Origin of the sequence: Microcoleus sp. F10-B2, from assembly GCF_036704965.1 — a bacterium.
GTDB lineage: Bacteria > Cyanobacteriota > Cyanobacteriia > Cyanobacteriales > Microcoleaceae > Microcoleus.
In genome coordinates, this window is sequence record NZ_JAUBTB010000013.1 from 65,752 (window position 1) to 88,701 (window position 22,950).

Here is a 22,950-nt window from a genome sequence, read left to right on the forward strand (position 1 = left end):
CAATTTGAACATTGTAACAACTAACAATGTCCAAATTGGGGATAATTCGAGATTAACTAGGACAGTCACTACATTAAGAAACAATTTGGCTTTGTTCCTTGGCAACTCGATCGCATTCAGCTAGTTCAGGTGTAGAATTACGCGACAACCACCACCAGCTAACTTCATGAGTTTCAACCAATTTATCAAGTTCTTCCCAAAGGTCATGATTGGCGTTACGTCTCCAGTTTTTCACCATTGTATCGACTACATAGCGTGAGTCGCTAAATAGTGTAACTTTACAAGGTCGTTTGAGAGATCTTAGTCCTTCAATCGCTGCTGTTAGTTCCATGCGGTTGTTAGTTGTGGTTGTTTGCGATCGACCACTAACTACTTTTCTATTAAGCTTTCCAGGTATCGTAAGTAGTGCTGCCCATCCGCCTGATCCGGGATTTCCTGAGCAAGCACCATCACAATGGATATTTACTACAGGTTTTTGGGTTTGTGTTGGATTGGTTTGTGTTACGTTTGCTGCCGCCATAGAGTTTATAATTGAAAAACATCAATGCCTCATAGCGAAGCAATTTATAACTTTTTATATTTGTTATAATATAACAAATATACCAGAGATTTAGTATGCCTGAAAATACAGAATTATTGATTGAAAATCTGAAACTACAAGCAGAAAATTTACGGTTGAGACGGCAACTAGATTACATGAATAATCTAGCCCGTGAAATGTATTATCAATTTCGTTTCGATCGACCGAACTTGCCTTTGAAAGAAAAAAATAGAGAATCCCTAGAGCTGAAGGGTGGTGGAACTCTCTATATGGTTCAGTATGTCGATACAAAAGGAAATTCGTTCATATCCACTGAAGGATTTACGCCAGAAGGTGACATAGCTCCTAAGCTGTTTTACTTTGGATATGCTGTGTTCTTTCTGGTTGAGGAGCTGACTCGACAAGGATTTACTTGTCTCCCTGACAGGTTCTTAGAGCTGCTTAGTCGAAATCAGAAGTTTCTGAGATATGTACTTAAAGAATTTCAGCGGGTTTTATCCTTATGATTCCCAGAAGCTCTATTCATTAGTTAATGTCAACAGTGTTGAGACTAACAGAGAAAACTGTTTGGGCATCTGCATAGAGTCGATCGAGTTCTGTTTGAGCCAAGTATCTTTCGCTGTGGTCGGTATCATTCAAGTAATCTGCCAGATAAGCAGCCAGGATGTAGGCATTGCTAATCACTACCATTTCCGTGTCTTGAATCAGCAAAACTTCCGTGTCTGAAGTGCCGAGCGCATACATTCCTTCAGAATAATCAGGATGGTTGCATTCCCGGTGATAAATCTTCCACTTTTTGGTCACAGGAGATTTGAGCGTTTCAATGGTAATTCCTTCAGGGATATTCGGATCGTCCATCTTTCCGCCAGACAAGAGCCACGGTAAAATAACTCGATTATCACCCTTGGGCATATACTGAGCGTCATCTGAATCATAGTCACCATAAAATTGAACTAAATTACGGATGAACTCTTGAGTAATTTCATCGTTGCTGTTTGAGTAACTGAAGCTGGATTTTTCTAAGAGCGAATTTCCATTCAAAGCAACTTTCCACGCATCCAATATGTTGGCATGAACGGAGATTAGCCGATGTTGCTTTTGCTTTCCTCGATCGATTTGTAGATAAACGCCATGACCGTCACTATGATGTGATTTGTCAATGACACACTGTAAATTGAGTGTCCGACCATAGCTCATCTCCAGAAACAGTCGGTCTTTCGGCTTCATCTTTCTCTTGTTTCTACCCATTAGTTTTATCTCCGAATATGTTGATTGCAAAGTAAGTGAGCAAGAAATTGGAGGCGCATCAAGGGAACTGTAGCCTGCGGGACACATATTGATTTACCAACTAGACTCACGGCTTCTGCCCTTCCCGGCGTTCGAGGTTCTACTCCAGGGTTTTGTGGTGGTGGATTGGCTCTCCACCAGTTTTCATAATGCACTCCAGCCAAGTAGTTTGGAACCCCATTAACCAGAGGCAGAGTTCCGGGTTGAGTTTCTGGGGAGCTGATAAACGATTTTGCGATCGTAATGTGCTTTCCAATTTGTTCAAACCAGCCCGTCCACCCTTTCCGCTGCTGAAGTTGTAAGCAGTCGGCGTAGGCAATGACAAATATTCTTTGCCTCTCGTGTGGCGCACCGCACTCCGACGCGCTGACAATCTCAACTTCTGCCTCAAATCCTGCCATTCTGAGTCCGGCAATAACTGTTCGTAACCCTCGATCGATAATCCCAACAGGCTGCTCCACAACCACAAAACTTGGTCTACCGATGATGATGCACCTGAGGGCCTCAAACCATAGATTGGATTCAATATGGGCAAGTCCTGTCTTTTTTCCGGCTCTTGATGTCCCGGTACAGGGGAAGGACACGAAGTAAACATCTGCTTTATTTTTTCTTGGTTGATAGTCAACTATATCGGAATGAATTGGAATTTCAGGGAAGTGAGTTTGCAGAACTTTTTGAGAATATGGATTGTTTTCTACAAATTCGATTGTCTCAAATTTCACTTGAGAAATCAGATTTACTAGACTAACTGCTAATTCCCACGCTCCTATCCCTGCAAATAAATCAATGCACTTCAATTTCATACCTTAGTTTAACACAAGATGTGCTTCGCTTTGAGAGGAAAAACTGTAATAAATGTTAGGAAAATGAACCAAATTGTAATGATTTCTGGCAGCCGATCGATTAAAGATATCAGCCCTGGACTAGAATCGATCACTAAGATAATGGAGCTAGAGTTTTCAATTATTCTGGGTGATGCGCCTGGAGTAGACAAACTGGTTCAAGAGTATTTACGCTCTCAAAATTATCCAGATGTTAAGGTTTACTATGCCCTCTGGTCGGGTAACGGGAAACCTAGAAACGTTACTGGATTTGAAACGGTTGGAGTTGCAGGCAGTTATGTCGATCGAGATAAGATGATGTGTTTGATTTGCCATTACGGTTTGGCATTGTGGGATGGTGCTAGTCGGGGAACCAGAGACAATATCGATCGAACTGGTGAAAGAAAAACTAAAATTATCAGGATTTGAGGTACTTGGAGTCTATTTGTGAGGCGCGCTTCGCGATAGGGAAGTGATGTCTCACTCCTAGTAATTCCCATGACCATTACTGTAGAAAAATTTGACTATAACAAATTTGATACAGAGAAAGTCGAGTTTGCGCTGGACTTGGATGAAACGGTTTTCAACGTCAGCGAGGGTACAAACTCTCGCTATGTTGATGACGAGTTAGGAATGTCCCCTCTGTGGCGAGGCAAATACTCCGTTGAGGAGTATAGGCAAATGTTGTGGAAACAAATTCAACAACATTTGCCAAGGTATTTCAGGACGGGAATTAAAGGTTTTTACCAGCCTTTAGTTCCCGACTCAGATATCTTCAGGGCTGTCATGAAATTAGCTTCAATTTACCGAGATAAAGGTAGATTAAAGCTGATTTACATAACCGACCGCTCTCATGCCGAATTAATTGCTAGATGCGTCGATTATTTGGCACATCGGATTTAAACAAAACCCTAAGAAAGTCTAGTTGACTAGATTTTCTTAGGGTTTTCATGATTATCGTACAAATTTTAGTACCAAAATCAACATCAAAGTTCAACATTGAAAGGGCATTATGTCAGAAATTCACATTAACCCCATGAAACTTTTTCCTTACGATGTTAATCGTCGTGAAGGTACATATTTCGATCGTAACGGCAAGCGCGTTGATGACGAACTTCTCAAATGTCATTATTGCGTTGCTTACGAAGGGAAAGATATTCGTCTGTCTACTTGGTCTAACAAACAAAGCAAGAAATTGACTAACCTTGCCACTTATTTTGAGGGCGGAACTGCTGAAGAAAAGCGACAGATTATTTGGCGTCAGTTCCAAGACAGAACTGTTAACCGACATCTACTCTCTTTCTGTGAGAGGTTCAGAGAACAACCTATGTTCCTTTGGTATGTCAGCTACTATGACTTACCCACTGCTCAGTTCATCAAGCGCTTTCTCGAATGGTATTGGTCAGAATATCCAGTAATTAACCAGTAACAAAACATTAACCATTGTGTTTCTAGCAACAAATATAGAAACACAACGGTTAATGTTTCTAAGCAATCTTAGAGAAAGTGTAATTGACAAAGAAAGAGTAACAAAAGTTTTAACGATCGATAAAAAGATAGACGTACAAAAAAGTTAATCGGTTAGGGCGCTTCGCGATAAGGCAACGAGTTCTTTATTGTGGGTAATCGCTATGACCGTTGCAACTACAGCTACTACAGCTACAGTTACAGCCACAGAAACTGAGAAGAAGGTAATCGCACCTGTTCCCCTTAGACCTAAGAAGGTCATTCCGCCGCTTTCCCGACCAAGCTTGGAAGAGTTTGGGATTGGTTCTGAGCCAGATTTTCTCTGGAAAGACGGCGTGTACATCTGTCAGCATGGCAAGAAACAGCTCTATTTTAATTGTTTCTTGCCGTTGTGTCAGAACTTCGATCGCATAGAGGTAGGTAGCCTCTATATGACCGAAGCTGGATTAGTTAGAGTGAAATCTATGCATCCAGATAACTGCATTGCTCAACATTTTGACTACATTATCATAAATGAGCAAGGCAATGAAGAGAGACTTCTGACTTGGGAGTTTCTTTACGCTTACTGGTAATCAAAAATATCCTTACCTCTTCAGGTAAGGATATTTTTTTTAAACCAGCTTCTTCTGAGATTTCTAATACTTCGTTCTTTGGGGATGACCTTACTCCCAAAAACGATGGAAAACCAATTAAATTATGACTGGATTGTCCGCAGAAACTTTGCTGAAGCTGACTTTTGGCTTATAAACAAAGGAAGTTGTGAAAGTTTAGGTAAGCCAGTCAAACAATATGAACCGTTTCTAACAGGAATTAAGTGTCCTGTGCTGATTTTGCCAGACTATGGGTTTTACCTGTGTCTATACCTGTATCAAATGGGGCTGTGGAAACAGTATTCGATCGGCAGCACCAATTACAAAAACCTTCGCCTCAACGATGTTAAAGAGGTTTTTCAGTACATCGCCCGTCAACACAGAAGTCAAGATAAAGCCCGCTTCAAATCCTTTATGCCAGCACCCGTTCCAGCAGAGAGACAACAATTCTATGCTTCGCTTTGAAGTGATAGTCAGTTAATTTGTCCAATACTAGGTAACAGAAAATGGAAAGAATCAATTTTGGTGGAATTCAGGCTCAAGTTTTTGCTTTGTCCCCGCACAACAGCTATTTTTTGTTCCGATTATGCGATCGCATCGCAATCAAAGGCATCTATACTGCCGATTTTGTTTGGGATTCAGTCACCGATAATCTCAAAGGTTTCCTAAGAGAGCGATTCACCCTGTATGTGGGTGCACATACATTTGATGAAGCAGAAATTATCAAGGACAAAATCATCCAAGCTGGAGGGACGCCAGATGAGGGTGTACGTCTGTGTAAGCACGTTCATGGGTTTCTGCTTGAGGTGAGAGCGATCGGGCTTTCTCCTGAATACCTTCTTCAAACCCTTGAGGATTTCCCCATGCAGCCCCTAACAACAACTTAGCCAGAAACAAAACAGTTCAGAAACATTTTTCTAACTCAATCTCAGAAACAGAAATAAGTTTGTTTTTGAGATTGAGAGTAATGCTTCGCTGTAAATTGTTGAGTCGTCTTATTAGCAAGGATTAGAATCATGCAAGTCAATCAGAAAATCAACTTTGCAGGTGTTGAAGGAAAAGTAGTTGAACTTTCACCACATGGTAGTTTTGTAGTGGTTAGGTTAACCAATCGCATTACCATCGTTGGTACAACAAATAACCAATTCAACTGGGAAGAAATGCCGGATGTAAGTTCAGGCTTCGATTCATTTATTACTTACATGGGCGTTCGATCGATTCCTGAAGGTGAAAAAGTCCTGAGAATTGTTGCTCAAGTAGGTGGGTACACATACCGTAACGAAAGTCAGGCACGGAAAGCAAAACGGATTAAAGATTTCCCACTAGAAGTCAAAATTCGTGGTCTGACTCCTGATTATATAGCTCAGATCATCACAAATCAGAAGAAAGTAATGTAGCAATGCTGATGCTACCAAGTTCTCTTCAGCTAAAATGTTGGAGAGAACTTGAATTTGTGAATTATTCAATAGCAAAAACAGAAACATAGGAAACCAAATCATGACTAAGCTAGTTTATGACCTAACCCAACGATTTGAAATTGTTGATGGTGTACCAACATTGATTTCAAGCAGGGTTCAAGTAATTGAAGGCGGTTCAGATTTATTTTCGGTTGCTCAACAGTGGCTAATAAAAAATACTAAGTTGATCTCATATGGTAAGCAACAATACGTGGGATACAAACCTTCCAAAGCTAAAAGATATGATTTAGTGTTGGCGTCCAGGGTTACTTCTTTGCAGATATCATTTCCGATCGAAAAGATTCAACTCGAAAAGATTCAACACCTAAAAGATAAATTTGATTTAGAAATCTCTCCAGACCCCGTTTTTCCTTATCTTCATCGCATTTATTTTGAATGCAGTCAATCTTTAGTTGAATTTCTAGAGATTCTTTTTCCTTCTTAACATACAGATACACGTACACGTACAGATACAGGTACAGGTGCAGATACATACACTTGTACCTGTACACAAATGCAAATACGTGTCACAAGTCGCTAATAAATCGGTAAGAAGTCAGATAATCGGGTAAGAAATCGATAAAAAGTAGGGAAAAATTGGTAATAATGCTTCGCTTTGAAGTGCTGGTTACTAAAAGTAAGAGGCTAAAATGAGTGAACCCGATTTTGAAACTAAACAGAAAACTCTACGACTGCGAGACGCATTTCGTGTGCTTGCGTGGGAGGTTTTTGAAACAAATCCTAAGAATCGAGAGAATTTGAATCTACGTTATACCAAATTTTACAGTCGGTGGGTAAAGGGCAAGATTCGATCGATGAACTTGCTCCAACTGGAAGAATTAGCAGTCGAAAGAGGTTTCTCGGTCGAAGGACTATTGTTTTACAGAGAATGTTATTACTCGATCGCTCAACCTTACCCACCAGAAATGTTTGTGAGTAACGATTAGGAAAAAGTTACGATCGACGGCGGAGGACAAAGAAAGCAACAGGAGGTTATCTGTGAGGGCGCTGCGCGATGAGGCGGTGAGTAAATTCTTGTTGCTAAGGAGCGTAGACCAATGGAAACCATTAAAAAGACGATCCCAAATATTGCTGAACTTAAGCAGTATTTGAGGGGTTTGGTCAATGAAATGGAGTATAGCCACAGTAGCCTAACCAAGAAAAGGTTAGAATTGTGGCTATTTAATAAAATCCATTTAGGCAACGGGAAAGTAAGCCAAGGTTATTTTAACCAACGGCTTTATGACTTTTGCCAAAGGCTGTATCCGGGCTGTGATATAGGTCTATTGACCTATCACGGCAAGGAAAGAGGGGGAAGTTGTGGCTTAATTGCCCCCCACAGGGATCATAGCTATGGGCAACCTATGGCTGTGCTCTTGAACATAGGTATGGCAGAATTTGCTATCAATGACAAAACCTATGTGCTAAATGACGGCGACATAATGAAGTTTAATTGTAAACTTCTCCATGCTGTCCCTCGTATCATGAGCGAGGAAAGGTTTAGTTTAGTTTTATGGAAGCTAAACCAAGCTAAGGGATTTAAATCCCAAATGTAGATGCCCATTGATTGGTAGAAAGTAGGGTGATTAAGGAAACTTAGTCACCCTATTTTTCGTTGTTTTTCCGAGTTTATTTGTTCATTCGATCGCACTTAACTCAATCTAACATCCGTAACTCCTGTGTTGCGAAGTTGGTCGGTTAGGGCGCTGCGCGATGAGGGAATGAGCTAGGTTTTCTTAGCTTTGTCCAAGTTTTTTTACCCTTTTACCTAGGTACTTATCATGGCTTTTGCAAACTCTGCTTCCGTAAATTCCACTTCTTCTAATGGTAATGGTGTTCCAAAGACCATCGATCCAAGCGTAATGGAAACGTTAAAGATCAGTATTCCGTCGAAAACTGGTAAAAGACGTAGCATATTAATCGATGCGTTCAGAATCTTGGGTTGGGAAACCTTTCGCTCTGAATATAAAGAAGAGTTGAAAGGTTTGGAATACGGTGGCTATGGTGTGTTTGACGAACTCTGGCAACAAGAAGAGATTCACAACCTTAGTTATCCAGAGATTGTTGAATATGCCAAAGAATTAGAGTTCTCGGAGGCAGAATTGGTTAACCTCCGCAACAACTACTATGCCAAGAAAGCCAAAGCCAACCAAGGTAATGGCAATGCTGGCAATAGTAGTAATGGCAATCGTGCTACTGGCAACGACAGCAACAGCAACGGCAATGGTAGCAATAGTGGTAGCTACGAAGAACCTGCATACAACTCGCAAGAGTTTGATGCAGAGGATCTTTTCTAGTTAGCCGTTGACCGATCGAAAGAAGAAAAGTCCCAAAGGTAACTTTGGGGCTTTTTTTTTAATGCGCCAGGAACTTGTCTGTGAGATAACGGGGCTTTTTTTTTAATGTACCAGGAAGTTGTTGATTTTTTCGATCGAGAGTTGTGAGCTTTTTTTCACCAAACGCTAACTCAGGAGTCCTATTGTGAATTTTTTTTCACAAAATGCCAGCGCAAAAATCGATCGGAAGAATTTTGTGAGTTTTTTTCAGAAAATGCCACAAGTTTTTGGGTTATAGCAAAGTCCAGAACCAGGAGGTTATCTGTGAGGTCGCTGCGCGATGGGGAGGTAAGTCCCCATCACTGGCAATAGCAAAGACAGAGTTACCTGAAGGTAATCTGTGAGGCGCTTCGCGAGGGGGAGGTGAGTGAATTCTTATCGCTAGGAGGCGAAGACAATGAAAATGTCCGAACTGTTGGTTTCGATGACCTGTGTAGGCATCTTAGCCTTGTACACAGTCCCTACTGCATTACGCATCATAGGGGGAGCAAAGGTAACTGCGGCATTGCTTCAGTTACACCAAACATCGAAGCAATCTCGCTACGATGCGATCGTCAACTACGGACAGGTCAGATCCGTTGCGATTTTCACTGGCGACAAGCCAGGAATCGCAGAATGTCTGAACGGGGTTTGTGGCAAGCCAGTGCCATTGCCTTCAGGGATTGAAATCAGATCCACATTTCGTGGAATTGATGCAAGAGTTGCTGGCCGAGCCGGAGCTGATCGAGCCACGCTCATTAGTTGGGCTTCTGATACGAACTCCGGGATAGGAGGCAGTTTTGGCCAGCATGGCACTGTCACCTTCAGCCATCCCTGGACAAGAAAGAAATTCTGCCTCGTCAGAGGCGGAAGTTACGGTAATTCTGGCGAGTATGTCGTCAGAAAAGATTTGGATTGCAGGTAGGTAAAGAAAATCTCCGGCCCTCGCTGGAGATTTTTTTTTGCCCATTTTAATTGAGTTTTGGTTCTATTTCAAGTCAACTCATTCACAACAATCATGAACAAGAAAATCATCGGCGGTTTGGCAGTTTTGGTTCTTCTCGGTTTTGCTTCATGCCAATTTATGAAGTCGAAACCAAGGGAAGAAATTCCGGTTCCAGTTCCATTAACTCCATTGCCTCAAGATCCATCGCTTCAAGTTTATTTCAATCACTCTCAAGTTTCGAGTTACAGCGAGCCTTATCGCCAGGTAACTAGACCGGGAGATGATTTGGAACAGCTATTGGTCTACAACATCAACAGTGCTCGCAAAACTGTTGATGTCGCTGTTCAAGAATTGCGGTTGCCTCGGATAGCGCAAGCTTTGGTGCATCGGCATCGGTCGGGCATCAAAGTTCGGGTGATTGTGGAAAATCTCTACAATCGTCCGATCGCTCTGTCTCCGTCCCAGTTGGCGGCATTGCCAAAGAGAGAGCGCGATCGCTATGCCGAATTGCTTCAGCTTGCCGATGCTAATAAAGATGGCTCGCTCTCTGATGCAGAAATTGCTAGCGGTGACGCACTGGCAATGGTCAAGAATGCGGGAATTCCCGTTATTGACGATACGGCAGACGGTAGCAAGGGCAGTGGCTTAATGCACCACAAGTTCGTTGTCATCGATGGCGAAACCGTCATCGTCACATCGGCGAATTTCACGACCAGCGATATCCACGGGGATTTCGTGAGCGCTGAAAGTCGGGGCAATCCCAACAATCTGCTGAAACTGGAAAGCTCTGAGCTGGCAAAAGTTTTCAGCGAGGAGTTTGCGCTTATGTGGGGCGACGGGCCGGGAGGGAAATCAGACAGTAAGTTTGGCGTGAAGAAGCCTGCTCGTCCCGTTGCCCAAGTTCAAGTCGGCGGTGCAACCGTCGCTGTCCAGTTTTCGCCATCAAGCGCGGGAACTCCGTTGGCAGAAACCTCGAACGGATTGATCGATCGGACTTTGGCGAGTTCATCGAAATCGGTCAATCTCGCGCTGTTTGTCTTCTCCGCCCAGGAGTTGGCAAACACACTGGAGAGGAAATCGAAGCAAGGGGTTGGCATCCGAGCTTTGATTGATTCCAGTTTCATCTACCGCCCGTACAGCGAGGGTATGGACATGATGGGCGCAAACTTGCTGAACAACTGCAAGCTGGAAGTTGAGAATCGTCCTTGGGTGAAACCTCTGGCCACGGTCGGGATGCCCAAGCTGCCCGCTGGCGATCGCCTGCACCACAAGTTCGGCGTTGTGGACGGCAAAACTGTAATCACCGGTTCTCACAACTGGAGTAAAGCCGCCAACCGAACCAACGACGAAGCAGTCTTGGTTATCGAGAGTGCCACGGTCGCTGCTCACTTCGAGCGGGAGTTTGATCGGCTCTATCAAGGCGCAATCCTCGGTCTACCCCAGCGCATCAAGCAGAAGATGGATTCCCGCAAATCTGAATGCAAGTAGATAAGTCTCCAGCCCGCGCTGGAGATTTTTCTATCTACCGCTTCGCGTTAATGAGTTGATTTCTAACTAAAAATTATGCTGCACCTCAAAAACTATTTCTCTGTTTGTGAACAACATAACCTCGTTGAGTTGATCCGAAATGTAGTCAAAGCTAACGGCGGGATAACAATTCCCGTGATGCCATCGGGTCTGAAATTCCACTGTAGCCAAACCAGTTGCGGAATTGTTGGCTGGCTATCCGATCGAAAAGGCTATCGTTATTCCCATATCAATCCAGTAAATAATCAGCCATTCGCAGCAATGCCGACAGAGTTGATAGATATTGCTCAAAGTTTAGCCAAATTAGTTGGTGAGTTTGATTACCAGCCCGAAACCTGCCTAATCAACTTTTACCCAGCCAATGCTAAAAGTAAATTAGGTCTGCATCAAGATAACACCGAGCCAAATCTCAAACCCTGCATCATTTCGATATCTCTAGGTGACGATTGCAGTTTTGTCATCGGCAGCAACCGCAGTCGTAAAGATCCCTTAAAAGGCATCATGTTGCGATCGGGCGATGTCCTAATCCTGCACGGTGACAGCCGTTTAGCCTATCATGGAGTCCAAAGAATTCTACCTAGAACCTCGAATTTGTTGAAAAATCATGGTCGCTTAAACCTGACAATTAGACAAGTTTACTAGCAATGCTTCGCTGTGAGTTGTTGATTCTTTTTTTTAGTTAAGGTAACAACTCATGGCAACAACCAAAATTCCAGCTCTAGTACAACAACTCGATCGATCGTTAAATCGTGAAACTCAGTACAATTTTGACGATGAAGACTCATTTGAGGGGAAAGAATACAATACCGCGATGATTACTGGGCATCGCTGGTGTTCCCAAAGTTATAAACGAGAAATCGAAAGGCTAATAATGATGGCAGTTAATCAAGGTGTCAAACACTTCTTCTGTGGAATGGCACTTGGTGTTGATCAACTAGCTGCCGAAGTTATGATTTATCGAAAATTGAAATGGACAGCAGTATTACCATGTGCTGACCAACACGCCAAATGGAAACCACGTCAGCAAAGTCATTACAGAAAATTGCTGACAGAAGCAACGAAAATTGTTTGCCTTTATCCCAAATACAGTGAGGGCGTGATGCAAGCCCGGAATCGGTGGATGGTCAGACGATCAGACATTTGTTTGGCTGTTTTTTCTGGCGATCCTCATGGTCAAGGCGGGGGTACAGCAACAACTTTTGAAATGGCTAAAAGACATAATTTGCTGATTTATCAGTACGTTCCACATGAACGTAAGTACATAATTCTCCAACCTATCCATAAGCAATTAAGTCTTTTCTAGCAGGTTTTAGCTAAATCTCACCAATCTCCTTCAGAAATGAGGGAGATTCCGTATTTACTCATCACACATCTTTCATAACCAACTCATGATAACCACAAAGCCCAAGAAAACAGTAATTACTGTACATATTCATAGCGTAATCGCACGGCTTGCTAAGGGTGCAATCGAGCGCGGAGAGATTGTCAGTTGTAAGAAAATCACTGCCAACTCATATTTCATCAAACATTTACGTGCTGGTCAACACCGACCACAAACCGAGAAATTTACTGCGGTTGGTGCTGCAACTCTTCTTTACCTTCTTAATGTGAAAGCCAAGGGACAAAATCAAATAGTTGAACCCGAGCAACTTGAGCTAGATTCTGATTCAGTTTTTGATATGTCAGAGCCAGAACTAGAACCAGAGTCAGAACCAGAATTATCTTGGGAAGCAGAATTAAATTCAAAGCTAGAGCCAGAATCAGAAACAGGCTCAGAAACATTTCAAAAAAGACAAGAAACAGGAACATCATCGTGTTGTGCTTCGCTATGGAGTGATGATATTTCTGCTTTTAGAGAAACATCTGAAAGTTAAAAATTGCCCCAAAGCTAGCAATGCAGTGCTTCGCTTTGGGGCAATGATTGATTTCTTTTGAAGGTAACAATGAAATGATGTCAATTTCTACCATTGCTAGTGTAGCACGAATCAAAATTTCTGAGCAAACTCTTGAGCAAAATGAGAATTCACCAGAGTTCAATTCAGAGATTGCATCGAAATTATCAGACAAGATTCTAGCTGAAGCCATCAGCAAACTAATAAATCTGGATGATATAGTCGATCGACTCCAGGGACTTGATAGCCAACATTGCGCGCCATTCACGCCTGAGCAGGTTAAGTTTGCTTTCCTGAAATGGCTTGAGAATCATCTTGAGTCGATAGAACTGCAACCGGAATGGTTTATCTATCAGGACTCAAAACATTTTGATCGTCATTTACCTGAGCTTGATGGTTACTACTTCCCCGAGGAAGAAAGAGAATACGACCAAGATGTTCTTAATGAAGAACAAGCTGCTCAATACGCTACTGAATTTGAAACCACTGCTAAGTTAGCTGCTGAATTAGCTGCTGAATTAGAGGCTACTGAACCATCTCAACTTGAAGATGAGTTTGATGCTACTCCTCGTGAAGAGGCAACAATGGTACTTGATTGGTAGCGACTGCTAATTAAAAAAGTGTTGGTATAGAAACAGAAACGATCGAGAAACTGTTTTTATGCCAACACATACCGTATTTACCGCACAAATTCTAACATGGATAATCCTGTCTTAGTTCAAAATCCTTACCTAAAACGGATAGCCGAAATCCGCAACCAAATTGCTATTCTCCAAGCCGAGGCGGAAGCAATTGAACCCGATGCACTTATTGAAGGGTTTGATGTTCTTGAACAGAAACAATCCAAGAAACAGATCGTTCACAATGACGAAAACGCTAAAATCATCATCCAATTCCGAAGCCAGTATGATGACAAAATTACAACCATTGTTCGCTTAGATGAGGACATTGCCCGAGAGTACGACAACCTTTGTCGATCGAACGCAACCGCTATCGAACACTGCAAAGCTCTCATTGCCGAACTTCAAGGAAAACTTGAAGAAGCAGAAACAAAACTCGAAACGTTTTTAAGTTCTCCACATTTAGAAAACCTGAAACGGCAACGGGCTATCGAACTGAAAAATACAGAAAATAAAGTGGCAAAATTGGCAGTTTATGTTAAGTTCATGAAGAGTTAGGGTTAAAAAAATATACCAACGGAATAGACCTAATTAACATTCGTCAATTATTCGGTATTGGAAGGACAATAGTCTATGGTATGAGTCCTAATAAAACTTGGACTCATATCAATCCAGATTGACAAGTAGAAACAGAAACAAAAACAAAAACAAAAATTATGGAAAACTGAATCGCAAATCCCAAATCTAGAGCGTGATGGACACGTATCCAGAATCTTTGACAATTGGCATTATCTAATAATGCCAATATTGCAAATTATTCGAGAGCTTTTGTCTAAGCATTCTTAAGTCTATGCTATGAGTATTCGCGGTTTGACAGTCAAGCAACGGATCGAACTTCACATCATTTCAAAGAACGGCTGCTGGATAACGAATTACAAAGGTGGAAACAGCAGACCACGAATTTTTATCAATGGTAAACATTATGTTCTTGCCCGTGCTGCTTATGAAGTTTACAAAGGCACAATTCCTGAAAAAATGTGTGTTTGTCATACTTGTGACAATGGATTGTGCATCAATCCTGACCATCTTTTCTTAGGTAGTCAACTCGATAACATAGCCGATCGACAGCAGAAAAATCGTCAAGCAAAAGGCTCTAGTAATGGTCATGCCAAGCTTACCGAGTCTCAAGTTGCACAAATTCGCGATTTATTAGCTGAACGTAAACTGACACATCGACAAATTGCTGATAAGTTTGGTGTTAATCCATCTATCATTTGTACTATCAATACAGGAAAATCCTGGACTCATGTCGATGGAATTAGAATTGGAGCTAAAATAAATCCAAGGCGAGTGAATGCAAAACTTGATGATGACAAAGTAAAGCAAATCAAAAAGTTACTTGCTGAAGGGATGAGTACAATCAAGATTGGTCAGCTATTTGGCGTTGCAACATCGACGATCGGCTCCATCAGTCGAAATCAAGCCTGGACTCATGTAAACCCAGATTGATAGTAGTGCTTCGCTGTGGGGGATTGAGTTTCTGTTGTTAATTAAAAAACGACCGAAGTATTGAATCTGAAACAAAACCTAAAACTGAAACAAATCGTGGAAAACCAAAATCAAATTACAAACCCAATCGCAATCGCAAACCCAATGGTGATTGATGGATTTGCTTTTCGACTTCCCAGCATCCCTAGCCGTTACCGGGCTAATTGTAGCAGGGACTTCGGGGTCTTTGTTACGGGAGATACCAAAGGCTTAAACATTCTTGAAGTTCAAGAAAAAGGTTTAAGTCGCGGAAAGTTTGTTGAAATGGCTATTTGTGCGATCGGCTCAAAGCTTCTGACTTTTGAACCCAACTACATCAATGAACAATTCACTGAAATCTGGGGCTTCCCAGTAGCTGGAGGAATGAAAGATCATTTCCATCCAAAATGCAGTGAATTGAGTACATTTTTGATTCATCGGCAGTCACAAGACAAATTGAAAATCTTGATAGAAAGTTTCGGTCAGCAAGCTTTCAATTCTTGGGCAGAAGAAGGAATGCCCGGTAGCTTTGATGAGTATTCTAGGAAGAAAGCTGCCGACGCTCTGTTCACAAATATCTTCCGCTTTGAATTAACTAAGCAAGAAAGTCGCGAGTATGGTGCCTACCACATAGTAAGTATCTCAACTCGTAAACCTAGCAGTGAGTTAGATGAAGTAGCTCTCAAGGCAGCACGTCAAGTTAGTGAAGCAGAACTTCAAGGGACAATTTTCTGTGAAGATCCCCGGTTGGTTGAAAATGAAGCTCAGTCTATAGCATCATTGCCTCAGCTCCAAGAATCACCACAGGCATTGCCCGAAGCACCAGCAATTAATGTGACTGCAACTGCCTCAACAAAGCAAATAAAGTCTGCTAAATGATTTTTGATAAGTGAGGAGTAAAGTTTAGCTGAAAGAGTTGGGGAGCAATCCCCAGCTTTTTTTTTAAAGCCAGAGCCAATGCCATGCGATCGATACCCGCCATCACTGCCACAACTGCCATCACTGCCACAACTGCCATCACTGCCACAACTGCCACGACCGATGACTGATGACTGATGACTGATGACTGGCGACTAATGCGATCGCCAATTCCAAATTATTAGTTCCGGCGAGCGATACCCACAATTAAATCTGTGTGTTATGCCTCAAACCAAATCCGGTGGCTGCAAGGTAGCCGCTGCCAAACTAAGAATATCTGTTGAAGAATATTTGCAAAATGTCAAATCCGGCTTGAAATGGTGTTTCTCTTGCCGAGACTGGCTTCCTTCCGACGGATTTAGCCGGGACAGAACCACGCATGACGGCAAAAACAATCGTTGCAAAACCTGTCGCCGTGCTAGCGATCGCCGGCGGTACGAACGTATTCCCCCCGAACTTCGCAAACCCAGAGGCTTTCCCCCCAAACCTGCCAGAGATGGGGACGAAAACTAGGCCCGCGCTCGTGTGAATTACGCCGTTGCCCGCAATAGATTGCCCCATGCTCGCACTTTACCATGTACTGATTGCGGTCATTTGGGTATCGATGTCGCTAAGCGACCCGCAAGCTACGACAGCACGAATATGACCACCATAAGGGCTACGACGGCGTTAATCACCTCGAAGTCCAATGCGTTTGTGTTCCCTGTCATTCCAAACGTGAACGACGACGGCAACAGGAACAGAAACAGAAACAGAAACAGGAACAGAAACAGGAACAGCAGCAAATTCTTGTTACTTGTGAAAAGTAGAGATCTGATGCGATTGATCGTTCCAATAAATCTGGCAGCAGTCCGAGAAAATATTAGGACATCATGCTTCGCTGTAAGTTGATGATTTCTAAGTTCTGTAGCTGATGTAAATCCTAATTCGGAGCAAAATTATGAACGATATTGAAAGTGATGAAAATGGCACACGTATTTTACAGTGTCACTCACGGGGCAATCAAAACTATAGTCCGTTTTTCTGTTCTGTCAGAGCTTTTGGGGTAGTAGATTCGATCGAGAATCACTACCAGTGCGCTAAATGGTTTCAAGGTTGTCCAGCACCCAGAAATTGGAGAGATGCCAGAAAATATAAGCACCAAGGATTTAGACAAGTAGCTTGGCAAATTGGTAAATACCGATTACCCGTGAAGACCGATGAATCCGGTACTAGCTTTGCGGTTGATGATTGGGGGATTCAATACTATATCGCTCTCTGGCACAGGCACTTATCCGAACATCCAGAAAAAGTAGAATTTGCCCAGCAGTTTGATGAATTTGAAGATCCGTTCAAAGGCAATTTCCCATTTTGCCAAGCTGATGTTATGCGAGTTGTTGCTTGGACAGGTGTTGATGGATTATTGCCTTATTTTGCGCTACTCAAAGAACTTATAGTACCTAAGTAGTTCCTTGAATTCCATTCAAACCTAAGTAAATACCAAGTAAATTCTCGAAAGAAATCTAAGAAAAGTGCTAAAATTTTCTTAGGTTTCTTTCACTTTTTTAGCCATTTTTCAATAATTTTAGAAACAAAAAACACTGGTAATACTTCGTTTCTGAGGTGGAGATGACTTACAGCTTAAAAGTAATAAAAGTCTGTGGATTTAATGGCAGTGAACCTTACAGCGACTACAATCGCCAACACTCTCGCCATATTCACTTAATTTATGTCCAAACTGATGACCCTATTGAACCAGCTTCATGGGCTTATCGTAGTCTCTGTCATTTAGATGAAAAACAAAAAATTTGTTTAGAAACTCAAATGTCAGACCGTGATGTGAGCGCGATTCAACAATGGTTACGAGAAAATTAGACGCATTTAACACAACAGGAAATAGAAATCATGGGTAGAACATTGATAAGCTGGGCAACAGAGGCTTGGAATCCCATCGTGGGATGCTCTAGAATCTCTCCCGGTTGCAGAAATTGCTACGCTGCTGACTTGCCACTAGACCCAAAGTTTAAGAAGTTGTGGCAGTATCAGGCAGTGAAGAAATGGGACGGGACGATCGCCTTTGTTAAAAAAGAACTATATCGACCTTTTCGATGGCGGAATCCGAGAACGGCTTTCTTATCAGTTACGGACATTGCACATGAGAATGTCAAACGCAATGAACTGAGTCAAGTCTTGGCAGTAATGGCCCTGACTCCCACCCATATTTACAAACTGCTGACCAAACGCCCTGTTGAAATGAGGCATTATTTCGAGACTTTAACAACTACTGAACTGTTCAAAGCTGCGTTGGAATTTTGGGATGAGGATTTGATTAGTAAAAGGGCATGGCGATCGATCAAAGAACTAGAAAGATATTTCGCTGAGCTTGTCCTTCCCTTACCCAATGTCTGGCTCGGAGTTAGCGTCGAAAATCAGGATTATGTCTGGAGAATTGATGAACTCCGACATATCCAGGCTGCTGGAAAATTCATCAGTTGCGAACCGTTGTTGGGTCCAGTAAATCTCTCTCCATATCTTGGCATCTGCGTTGGGTGTCAAAGCTGTGACTTCCGAGGCGGTCACAGAATTGGTCGATCGGCTGTCAATTGGGTAATTGCGGGCGGTGAATCAACTCGAAAGAAAAGCGATTCCAGGCCCTGCAACGTGGACTGGCTTCGATCAATCGTCAGCCAATGCCGACTCGCTAACATTCCGCCATTCGTCAAGCAACTCGGTTCAAACCCGGTTCAGTTGCAATGTGTTCAGGGCAATCTGTTGCAGTCTAAGGGCGATAACATAATTTTGCCTTATAAAACCAAGCATCGCAAAGGAACTGATGAAAACGAATTTCCGATCGACTTGCAAGGTTGTCAAATTTTACCTGAATACCATAGAGTTTTAGCCACCGTTTCTCGATAACTTTGAGATGAAGCATAAAGAATTTAAACAGATTCTTTATGCTTCGCTATAGGATTTTAGGTTTTTCTTAAAGGGATTTAAAAATATGGAAATTCGATTTCGCAAAAAAAGTGAACTTAATTCCGGTGCTTCAGCCACATCAGCATCAAATCCAGCATCAAATCCAGCATCAAATTCAACAGCAGAACTCAAGCAAGAACGAGAATCAATTTTTGTAAAAATGACTGCAAAACTACGCTGGGAAAGGGAGAACATTGAACCGGACTTGGGTGCACTTTATCCCTATTACAAACACTACTGCTATATCTTTCTATGTGATGAGGAGTATGTGGGACAAGGTTATGGGAATTATAGGGACGATCGCATGGAAGAATATGATAAAGTTGGCCGGTGTTTAGCTAAAATGTGGTCAAACGAAGAAGAAACAGAAGAAAGGAAAGTAAATCACTACAGTCGTGGATGTAAGTAGTGCTTCGCTGTTGGGTAGTGACTTTTTGGAACACTTATATGTCACTACCCTATCTCAAGAAAATTGACAATTCAGACTCAGAACCTTCCGCTTATTCTTTCATACATCCCTCGGCTATTCCATACGATCGACCAGCATTGAGATTAGCTAACCGATTACGTTGGGATAGACTGAATATTGTGCCAGAGTTACAAAGACTGTTTTGCTACTACAGCAATACCTGTTCTATTGCAGACAAAACCCAGGGAGCTGAGCGTCCTAACTATGCTGAAACTTATGACGAAATTGGCAAGATTTTAGCTCAGATGTGGTCGATCGACCAACTCACAGAAGTGAAACAATTGAATTATTACAGTCGCGGTCGGGATTAATGCTTCGCTATAGAGTTGCAGTTTTTAGTTAATAATTGACTATGCACACTCAGAGTTTAGAACTTTTGGGACAAAACAGCCAGCAACAATATGAAAAGCTGACGGCGAAAGTTTTGTTTGAAACGGAATATATTGAGCCATATTTAGGTTCAATATTATTCCCTTACTACCGCCACTACTGCGTTATCTCGGTACTCGGCATCAACTATTCTCATAAGCAGCTTGGGATTTTTGATAACGGTTGCTATTCTGATAGATACGAGCGCATTGCTATGCTTCTTAAAAGAATCTAGAAACTTGGTAGAAAAAGTGACTGTTACATCGCGCTTGCAGCAGTCACTTCTCTCAGTGAAAACACCAAATCAATTATAACTTAAATCAATGCAAGTATTTCTCACAGGAACCGAAAGACTTGAGAAAATGAACGCGGAAATGTGGACGCGAATTCATAATATCACAGAGCTAAAGGCTACTATCTTAATCGGTAACTATCGCGGCTTTGATCAATTAGCCTTAGTCTTTCTAAATACCTTAGAATATCACAACGTTAAAGTTTATGAAACTGGGAGCAGTCTAAGTTTTGGCTATCCAGTCATTAATGTAGGTCGATATCCACGTCAAGATATTGAAATGAGTCGATCGGCAGATTATATGTTGGCAGTTTATGACGGTCTAAGTTATGGAGTTAAAGCCAACTTGAGACGGATGCCACCAAATCGTATCCGTATTATCCGAGTTTAACCACTAAAAACAGAAACAGAAACCGGAACAATTTACTAATTTATTTCTGGTTCTGTTTCTGTGGAAATTCATGTTCAGGATTGTTAAGGAGATTCGATCGAATGAAAGTATTTTTTACGAGTCCCGAAAGTCTCAAACGAATTCCTCCAGAAGTTAGCTTGAGAATCGTCAAAGTAATGGCACTAAACGCCGAAACCTTGATAGGAAAGTTGAGCAACTTTGATGAAATTGCTTTGAGAATGTTGTTTCTCTTAGAATATCCTAGAGTTACTATTTATTAAACTGGAGACAAGGATAATATGGGGTATCCGATCGTCTTCTGTAACCCGGAGCTTGGTTACTATCCAGCACAGGATATCGCGATGAGCCGAGCTGCTGATTATATGCTGGCTGTTTACGATGGCAAAAGTCCCCGAGTTGCTGCCAACTTAAAACGGATGCCAGAAAATCGCATTCGGCTCATTACAGTTTAGAAACAATCACAGAAACAGAAACAGAAAAGAGTATTTGTTTCTGTTTCTGTAAGCAGGTGCAGATTAGACTTAATTAACAAGTAAAAAAAGAAGCGCTAGCAGCCGAAGCTTTCCAGCGCCTACAAGAATTTATCTACACCCTAACTTTGTTCCTAGAAACACGGCAATTTTTAGCAACAATGTTAGAACGCACGGCTTTTTTACCATAACACAATTATTCTGCTGTAGTCGAAGGTTTTGATATTGAGATCGAACTCATATCTAGCTAATCAAGTTATTCACACTTGTCGAATGCTTGAAAGCGACAGTTTTTAGATAAAAAAAACGCATCCCTGTTCGGAACCGGGATGCGAGTTAGGAGCAAACTTTAATGTTCTTTAGCTAGTGGATCTTCATGAGGATTGATGCCGATCGCTCTTAATCTTGCTTCCAAATTAGCTGTCTGGGATTGCTGTGAGGTCAAAGCGATCGATGATTTTAAGGGCTTGAACTGGGGAAAATCAAAGGGTTGATTTGTACTCTTCAGATTAGCGTTAAAGGGCGTAGGCTCTGTTGTAGCAAAGATTTCATCATTTGGTAACGCTTCTTGGGAAGCTGCAATTAAGGAAAAAGGTTTCATAAATCTTGGGTATAGGTGGTTTGAGTTTTGAGACATTGAACAGCTTTTTGCAATTCTACTCCGAGATAACCGATATGCTCGGTTTGGATGGCAGGGGTGGCAGCAGAGATTTCTCGAACTAACTTCAGAGCGTTGTGTCCAGAGTAGTAGCTAACGGCTTTGCCACTGCCCGGAATCTGAGTTACCAAAATCTTTTCACCATGCTCATCACTGGTGAGTTCGATTACGAAGTTACCGGCTGGATCGAAATAGTCGCGACTGTTGCAGATTCGATCGTAGTGAGCGCTGATGACCCTATCGGCTGTGTCAAAGGTGTCGTCATACAAGTGAGCCGACTGGGATAGCGTCACCAACGGACCCATTGTCAAATCGTAATTCGACCGCCGAGCGATCGCATCTCGGATGTGCTGTTGCAGCGCGCGCAACCCCATCGCATTCGCCGGCCATGCACTGAACATATCATTGCTCCGGAGCGTAGCAGTTAGTGAGAGTTCCCCGTCCACCACGCGCACCCAGATGTGATTGAGGCAGGGACTACCGCTGTGCTCATGATCTGAAGAACCGTCGGGTCGCGCAATTATATTTCCACCAGAATCCCAAAGATTAATCACTGCACTAGCAGCGTCAATTTCCTTGATTAACTTCGTGATGACCTGTTCGATTTGGTCACGCCCGAACCATGACCGCATCCGCTGACCATACGTGTACTTGATTCCCTCATGGTATGGAGGATCTTCGAGCATCTGCGGGATATAATCTTCCAGAAACGGGCGATCGATCGGCAAATAGTTGGGCTCCGGGAAAAAGAACTTCGGCGGTTCCTCTGTGACCACAGCCATCAAGTCGATCAGTTCTTGCCATTGGCCGTCATAGCCAGTTGGTCGCAACACACCTGTCGTTTTTATCCGGTGGATGATTTTTACCCAGGTTTCGGCTATCGTTTTGCCTTCTATCCGATGCCCGTAGCGCTGACCTGGGAGAACCGTCGGGAGATTTTCAACCAGTGGGAATATCGTCAGCGCAGCCCACTCCGGCTTCTGGGCAAGGTTGGCTAATTTTTTCGCCAGACTTACTGCTTCACGAATGCTTTTGACTTCGTGACATTCGATCGACTCCCGCAGCATTTGCAGATTCTCGAACGGGATTTCGATGTCAATGTACCCTACCACCTCTGAAATTATTTTCCAGCAGTAAGAATCATTCTCAGTTTGTTCTGATTTAAAACCTTTATGAAAGAAGTCCAATAAGCACTGAACTGCACCGGAGTTTTTATCCTCTTTAGTTGCATTGACAACTATTAAAAACCTAATGTGAGGATTCCAAAGTAAGTTACGCACCAAGAAGTTAAGGCCGCGTGTTGCAGAGTATAGTTGCCCAAGCGCCCCATATTCATGATCTTCCAATTTCTTTTTGATTGCACCTTTTAGTGTCCATCCTGTTACTATTACAGTTTGTCCTGTCCCGCAATAAACTT

36 protein-coding genes are annotated in these 22,950 nt (G+C 42.4%); 30 read left to right on the forward strand and 6 right to left on the reverse strand.

The genetic code is table 11. From position 1 onward, the window contains the following. Positions 1–73 precede the first annotated feature (73 nt). Positions 74–520, reverse strand: coding sequence for a ribonuclease H (locus tag QUA99_RS07440; protein ID WP_333235166.1), 447 nt, complete (start codon positions 518–520; stop codon positions 74–76). A 95-nt stretch (positions 521–615) separates the two neighbouring features. Between QUA99_RS07440 and QUA99_RS07445 the strand changes: the two genes are divergently transcribed. Further along, on the forward strand, positions 616–1,047 hold the full coding sequence (locus QUA99_RS07445; protein WP_333235167.1) for a hypothetical protein: 432 nt from the start codon (positions 616–618) through the stop codon (positions 1,045–1,047). A 19-nt stretch (positions 1,048–1,066) separates the two neighbouring features. Here QUA99_RS07445 and QUA99_RS07450 read toward each other — a convergent pair whose 3' ends face one another. Then, positions 1,067–1,789, reverse strand: a complete 723-nt coding sequence (locus QUA99_RS07450; RefSeq protein ID WP_333235168.1) for a hypothetical protein — start codon at positions 1,787–1,789, stop codon at positions 1,067–1,069. A 5-nt stretch (positions 1,790–1,794) separates the two neighbouring features. After that, the gene (locus QUA99_RS07455; protein ID WP_333235169.1) at positions 1,795–2,631 is read right to left on the reverse strand and encodes a DNA cytosine methyltransferase; all 837 of its coding nucleotides are present in this window, start codon (positions 2,629–2,631) and stop codon (positions 1,795–1,797) included. Positions 2,632–2,694: 63 nt separating this feature from the next. On the opposite strand from QUA99_RS07455, the gene QUA99_RS07460 reads away from it, so the two are divergent. The 20 genes from QUA99_RS07460 (at position 2,695) to QUA99_RS07555 (ending at position 15,869) form a co-directional block, all read left to right on the forward strand. Next, a complete protein-coding gene (locus tag QUA99_RS07460; RefSeq protein WP_333235170.1) occupies positions 2,695–3,078 on the forward strand; it encodes a hypothetical protein in 384 nt (127 codons plus the stop codon). A 69-nt stretch (positions 3,079–3,147) separates the two neighbouring features. Then, on the forward strand, positions 3,148–3,552 hold the full coding sequence (locus QUA99_RS07465) for a hypothetical protein (protein WP_333235171.1): 405 nt from the start codon (positions 3,148–3,150) through the stop codon (positions 3,550–3,552). Positions 3,553–3,661: 109 nt separating this feature from the next. Then, a complete protein-coding gene (locus tag QUA99_RS07470; RefSeq protein WP_333235172.1) occupies positions 3,662–4,078 on the forward strand; it encodes a hypothetical protein in 417 nt (138 codons plus the stop codon). Positions 4,079–4,280: 202 nt separating this feature from the next. Next, positions 4,281–4,688, forward strand: coding sequence for a hypothetical protein (locus QUA99_RS07475; RefSeq protein ID WP_333235173.1), 408 nt, complete (start codon positions 4,281–4,283; stop codon positions 4,686–4,688). Between the two features lie 105 nt (positions 4,689–4,793). Continuing rightward, positions 4,794–5,171: a hypothetical protein gene (locus QUA99_RS07480; RefSeq protein WP_333235175.1), complete on the forward strand. Its 378-nt coding sequence runs from the start codon at positions 4,794–4,796 to the stop codon at positions 5,169–5,171. Positions 5,172–5,212: 41 nt separating this feature from the next. Next, a complete protein-coding gene (locus QUA99_RS07485) occupies positions 5,213–5,593 on the forward strand; it encodes a hypothetical protein (protein ID WP_333235176.1) in 381 nt (126 codons plus the stop codon). A 129-nt stretch (positions 5,594–5,722) separates the two neighbouring features. Continuing rightward, on the forward strand, positions 5,723–6,103 hold the full coding sequence (locus QUA99_RS07490) for a hypothetical protein (RefSeq protein WP_333235177.1): 381 nt from the start codon (positions 5,723–5,725) through the stop codon (positions 6,101–6,103). 100 nt (positions 6,104–6,203) lie between these two features. Next, entirely contained in the window at positions 6,204–6,608 is a 405-nt protein-coding gene (locus tag QUA99_RS07495; protein ID WP_333235178.1) for a hypothetical protein, read from the forward strand. 205 nt (positions 6,609–6,813) lie between these two features. After that, positions 6,814–7,110, forward strand: coding sequence for a hypothetical protein (locus QUA99_RS07500; protein ID WP_333235179.1), 297 nt, complete (start codon positions 6,814–6,816; stop codon positions 7,108–7,110). A 111-nt stretch (positions 7,111–7,221) separates the two neighbouring features. Then, complete coding sequence (locus QUA99_RS07505) at positions 7,222–7,719, forward strand: hypothetical protein (RefSeq protein ID WP_333235180.1); 498 nt, start codon at positions 7,222–7,224, stop codon at positions 7,717–7,719. Positions 7,720–8,025: 306 nt separating this feature from the next. Next, the gene (locus QUA99_RS07510) at positions 8,026–8,460 is read left to right on the forward strand and encodes a hypothetical protein (protein ID WP_333235181.1); all 435 of its coding nucleotides are present in this window, start codon (positions 8,026–8,028) and stop codon (positions 8,458–8,460) included. Positions 8,461–9,004: 544 nt separating this feature from the next. Beyond that, positions 9,005–9,403, forward strand: a complete 399-nt coding sequence (locus QUA99_RS07515) for a hypothetical protein (protein ID WP_333460327.1) — start codon at positions 9,005–9,007, stop codon at positions 9,401–9,403. A gap of 93 nt (positions 9,404–9,496) precedes the next feature. Beyond that, entirely contained in the window at positions 9,497–10,912 is a 1,416-nt protein-coding gene (locus tag QUA99_RS07520; RefSeq protein WP_445250988.1) for a phospholipase D-like domain-containing protein, read from the forward strand. Between the two features lie 75 nt (positions 10,913–10,987). Beyond that, entirely contained in the window at positions 10,988–11,593 is a 606-nt protein-coding gene (locus tag QUA99_RS07525; protein ID WP_333235184.1) for an alpha-ketoglutarate-dependent dioxygenase AlkB, read from the forward strand. Positions 11,594–11,645: 52 nt separating this feature from the next. Continuing rightward, the gene (locus QUA99_RS07530) at positions 11,646–12,254 is read left to right on the forward strand and encodes an SLOG family protein (RefSeq protein ID WP_333235185.1); all 609 of its coding nucleotides are present in this window, start codon (positions 11,646–11,648) and stop codon (positions 12,252–12,254) included. 85 nt (positions 12,255–12,339) lie between these two features. Continuing rightward, the gene (locus QUA99_RS07535) at positions 12,340–12,825 is read left to right on the forward strand and encodes a hypothetical protein (protein WP_333235186.1); all 486 of its coding nucleotides are present in this window, start codon (positions 12,340–12,342) and stop codon (positions 12,823–12,825) included. Positions 12,826–12,872: 47 nt separating this feature from the next. Beyond that, positions 12,873–13,445 (forward strand): hypothetical protein, encoded by a 573-nt coding sequence (locus tag QUA99_RS07540; RefSeq protein WP_333235187.1) that lies wholly within the window; start codon positions 12,873–12,875, stop codon positions 13,443–13,445. A gap of 96 nt (positions 13,446–13,541) precedes the next feature. Beyond that, on the forward strand, positions 13,542–14,021 hold the full coding sequence (locus QUA99_RS07545) for a hypothetical protein (protein WP_333235188.1): 480 nt from the start codon (positions 13,542–13,544) through the stop codon (positions 14,019–14,021). A 297-nt stretch (positions 14,022–14,318) separates the two neighbouring features. After that, positions 14,319–14,972, forward strand: coding sequence for an HNH endonuclease (locus tag QUA99_RS07550; protein ID WP_333235189.1), 654 nt, complete (start codon positions 14,319–14,321; stop codon positions 14,970–14,972). Positions 14,973–15,032: 60 nt separating this feature from the next. Further along, positions 15,033–15,869 (forward strand): hypothetical protein, encoded by an 837-nt coding sequence (locus tag QUA99_RS07555; RefSeq protein WP_333235190.1) that lies wholly within the window; start codon positions 15,033–15,035, stop codon positions 15,867–15,869. On the opposite strand, the gene QUA99_RS07560 is transcribed toward QUA99_RS07555, so the two are convergent. Then, positions 15,862–16,026 carry a hypothetical protein gene (locus QUA99_RS07560; protein ID WP_333235191.1) on the reverse strand — a complete coding sequence of 55 codons (165 nt, stop codon included), beginning with the start codon at positions 16,024–16,026 and terminating at the stop codon, positions 15,862–15,864. The genes QUA99_RS07555 and QUA99_RS07560 overlap by 8 nt on opposite strands. 104 nt (positions 16,027–16,130) lie before the next feature. On the opposite strand from QUA99_RS07560, the gene QUA99_RS07565 reads away from it, so the two are divergent. The 9 genes from QUA99_RS07565 to QUA99_RS07605 all read left to right on the forward strand — a co-directional run bounded on the left by QUA99_RS07565 (position 16,131) and on the right by QUA99_RS07605 (position 20,665). Then, positions 16,131–16,421: a hypothetical protein gene (locus QUA99_RS07565; RefSeq protein WP_333235193.1), complete on the forward strand. Its 291-nt coding sequence runs from the start codon at positions 16,131–16,133 to the stop codon at positions 16,419–16,421. 427 nt (positions 16,422–16,848) lie between these two features. Continuing rightward, positions 16,849–17,355 (forward strand): hypothetical protein, encoded by a 507-nt coding sequence (locus QUA99_RS07570; RefSeq protein ID WP_333235194.1) that lies wholly within the window; start codon positions 16,849–16,851, stop codon positions 17,353–17,355. A gap of 161 nt (positions 17,356–17,516) precedes the next feature. After that, the gene (locus QUA99_RS07575) at positions 17,517–17,762 is read left to right on the forward strand and encodes a hypothetical protein (protein ID WP_333235195.1); all 246 of its coding nucleotides are present in this window, start codon (positions 17,517–17,519) and stop codon (positions 17,760–17,762) included. Between the two features lie 30 nt (positions 17,763–17,792). Beyond that, positions 17,793–18,803 carry a DUF5131 family protein gene (locus QUA99_RS07580; RefSeq protein WP_333235197.1) on the forward strand — a complete coding sequence of 337 codons (1,011 nt, stop codon included), beginning with the start codon at positions 17,793–17,795 and terminating at the stop codon, positions 18,801–18,803. An 85-nt stretch (positions 18,804–18,888) separates the two neighbouring features. Continuing rightward, a complete protein-coding gene (locus QUA99_RS07585; RefSeq protein WP_333235198.1) occupies positions 18,889–19,272 on the forward strand; it encodes a hypothetical protein in 384 nt (127 codons plus the stop codon). A gap of 38 nt (positions 19,273–19,310) precedes the next feature. Continuing rightward, the gene (locus QUA99_RS07590; RefSeq protein ID WP_333235200.1) at positions 19,311–19,643 is read left to right on the forward strand and encodes a hypothetical protein; all 333 of its coding nucleotides are present in this window, start codon (positions 19,311–19,313) and stop codon (positions 19,641–19,643) included. Between the two features lie 41 nt (positions 19,644–19,684). Further along, the gene (locus tag QUA99_RS07595) at positions 19,685–19,936 is read left to right on the forward strand and encodes a hypothetical protein (protein WP_333235202.1); all 252 of its coding nucleotides are present in this window, start codon (positions 19,685–19,687) and stop codon (positions 19,934–19,936) included. Positions 19,937–20,063: 127 nt separating this feature from the next. Beyond that, entirely contained in the window at positions 20,064–20,384 is a 321-nt protein-coding gene (locus tag QUA99_RS07600) for a hypothetical protein (protein ID WP_333235203.1), read from the forward strand. Positions 20,385–20,485: 101 nt separating this feature from the next. Then, positions 20,486–20,665, forward strand: coding sequence for a hypothetical protein (locus tag QUA99_RS07605; RefSeq protein WP_333235204.1), 180 nt, complete (start codon positions 20,486–20,488; stop codon positions 20,663–20,665). Positions 20,666–21,224: 559 nt separating this feature from the next. Here QUA99_RS07605 and QUA99_RS07610 read toward each other — a convergent pair. Further along, positions 21,225–21,476, reverse strand: a complete 252-nt coding sequence (locus QUA99_RS07610) for a hypothetical protein (protein ID WP_333235206.1) — start codon at positions 21,474–21,476, stop codon at positions 21,225–21,227. Beyond that, on the reverse strand, positions 21,473–22,813 hold the full coding sequence (locus QUA99_RS07615) for a thymidylate synthase (RefSeq protein ID WP_333235207.1): 1,341 nt from the start codon (positions 22,811–22,813) through the stop codon (positions 21,473–21,475). The genes QUA99_RS07610 and QUA99_RS07615 overlap by 4 nt, the downstream gene beginning before the upstream one ends. Positions 22,814–22,950 lie beyond the last annotated feature (137 nt).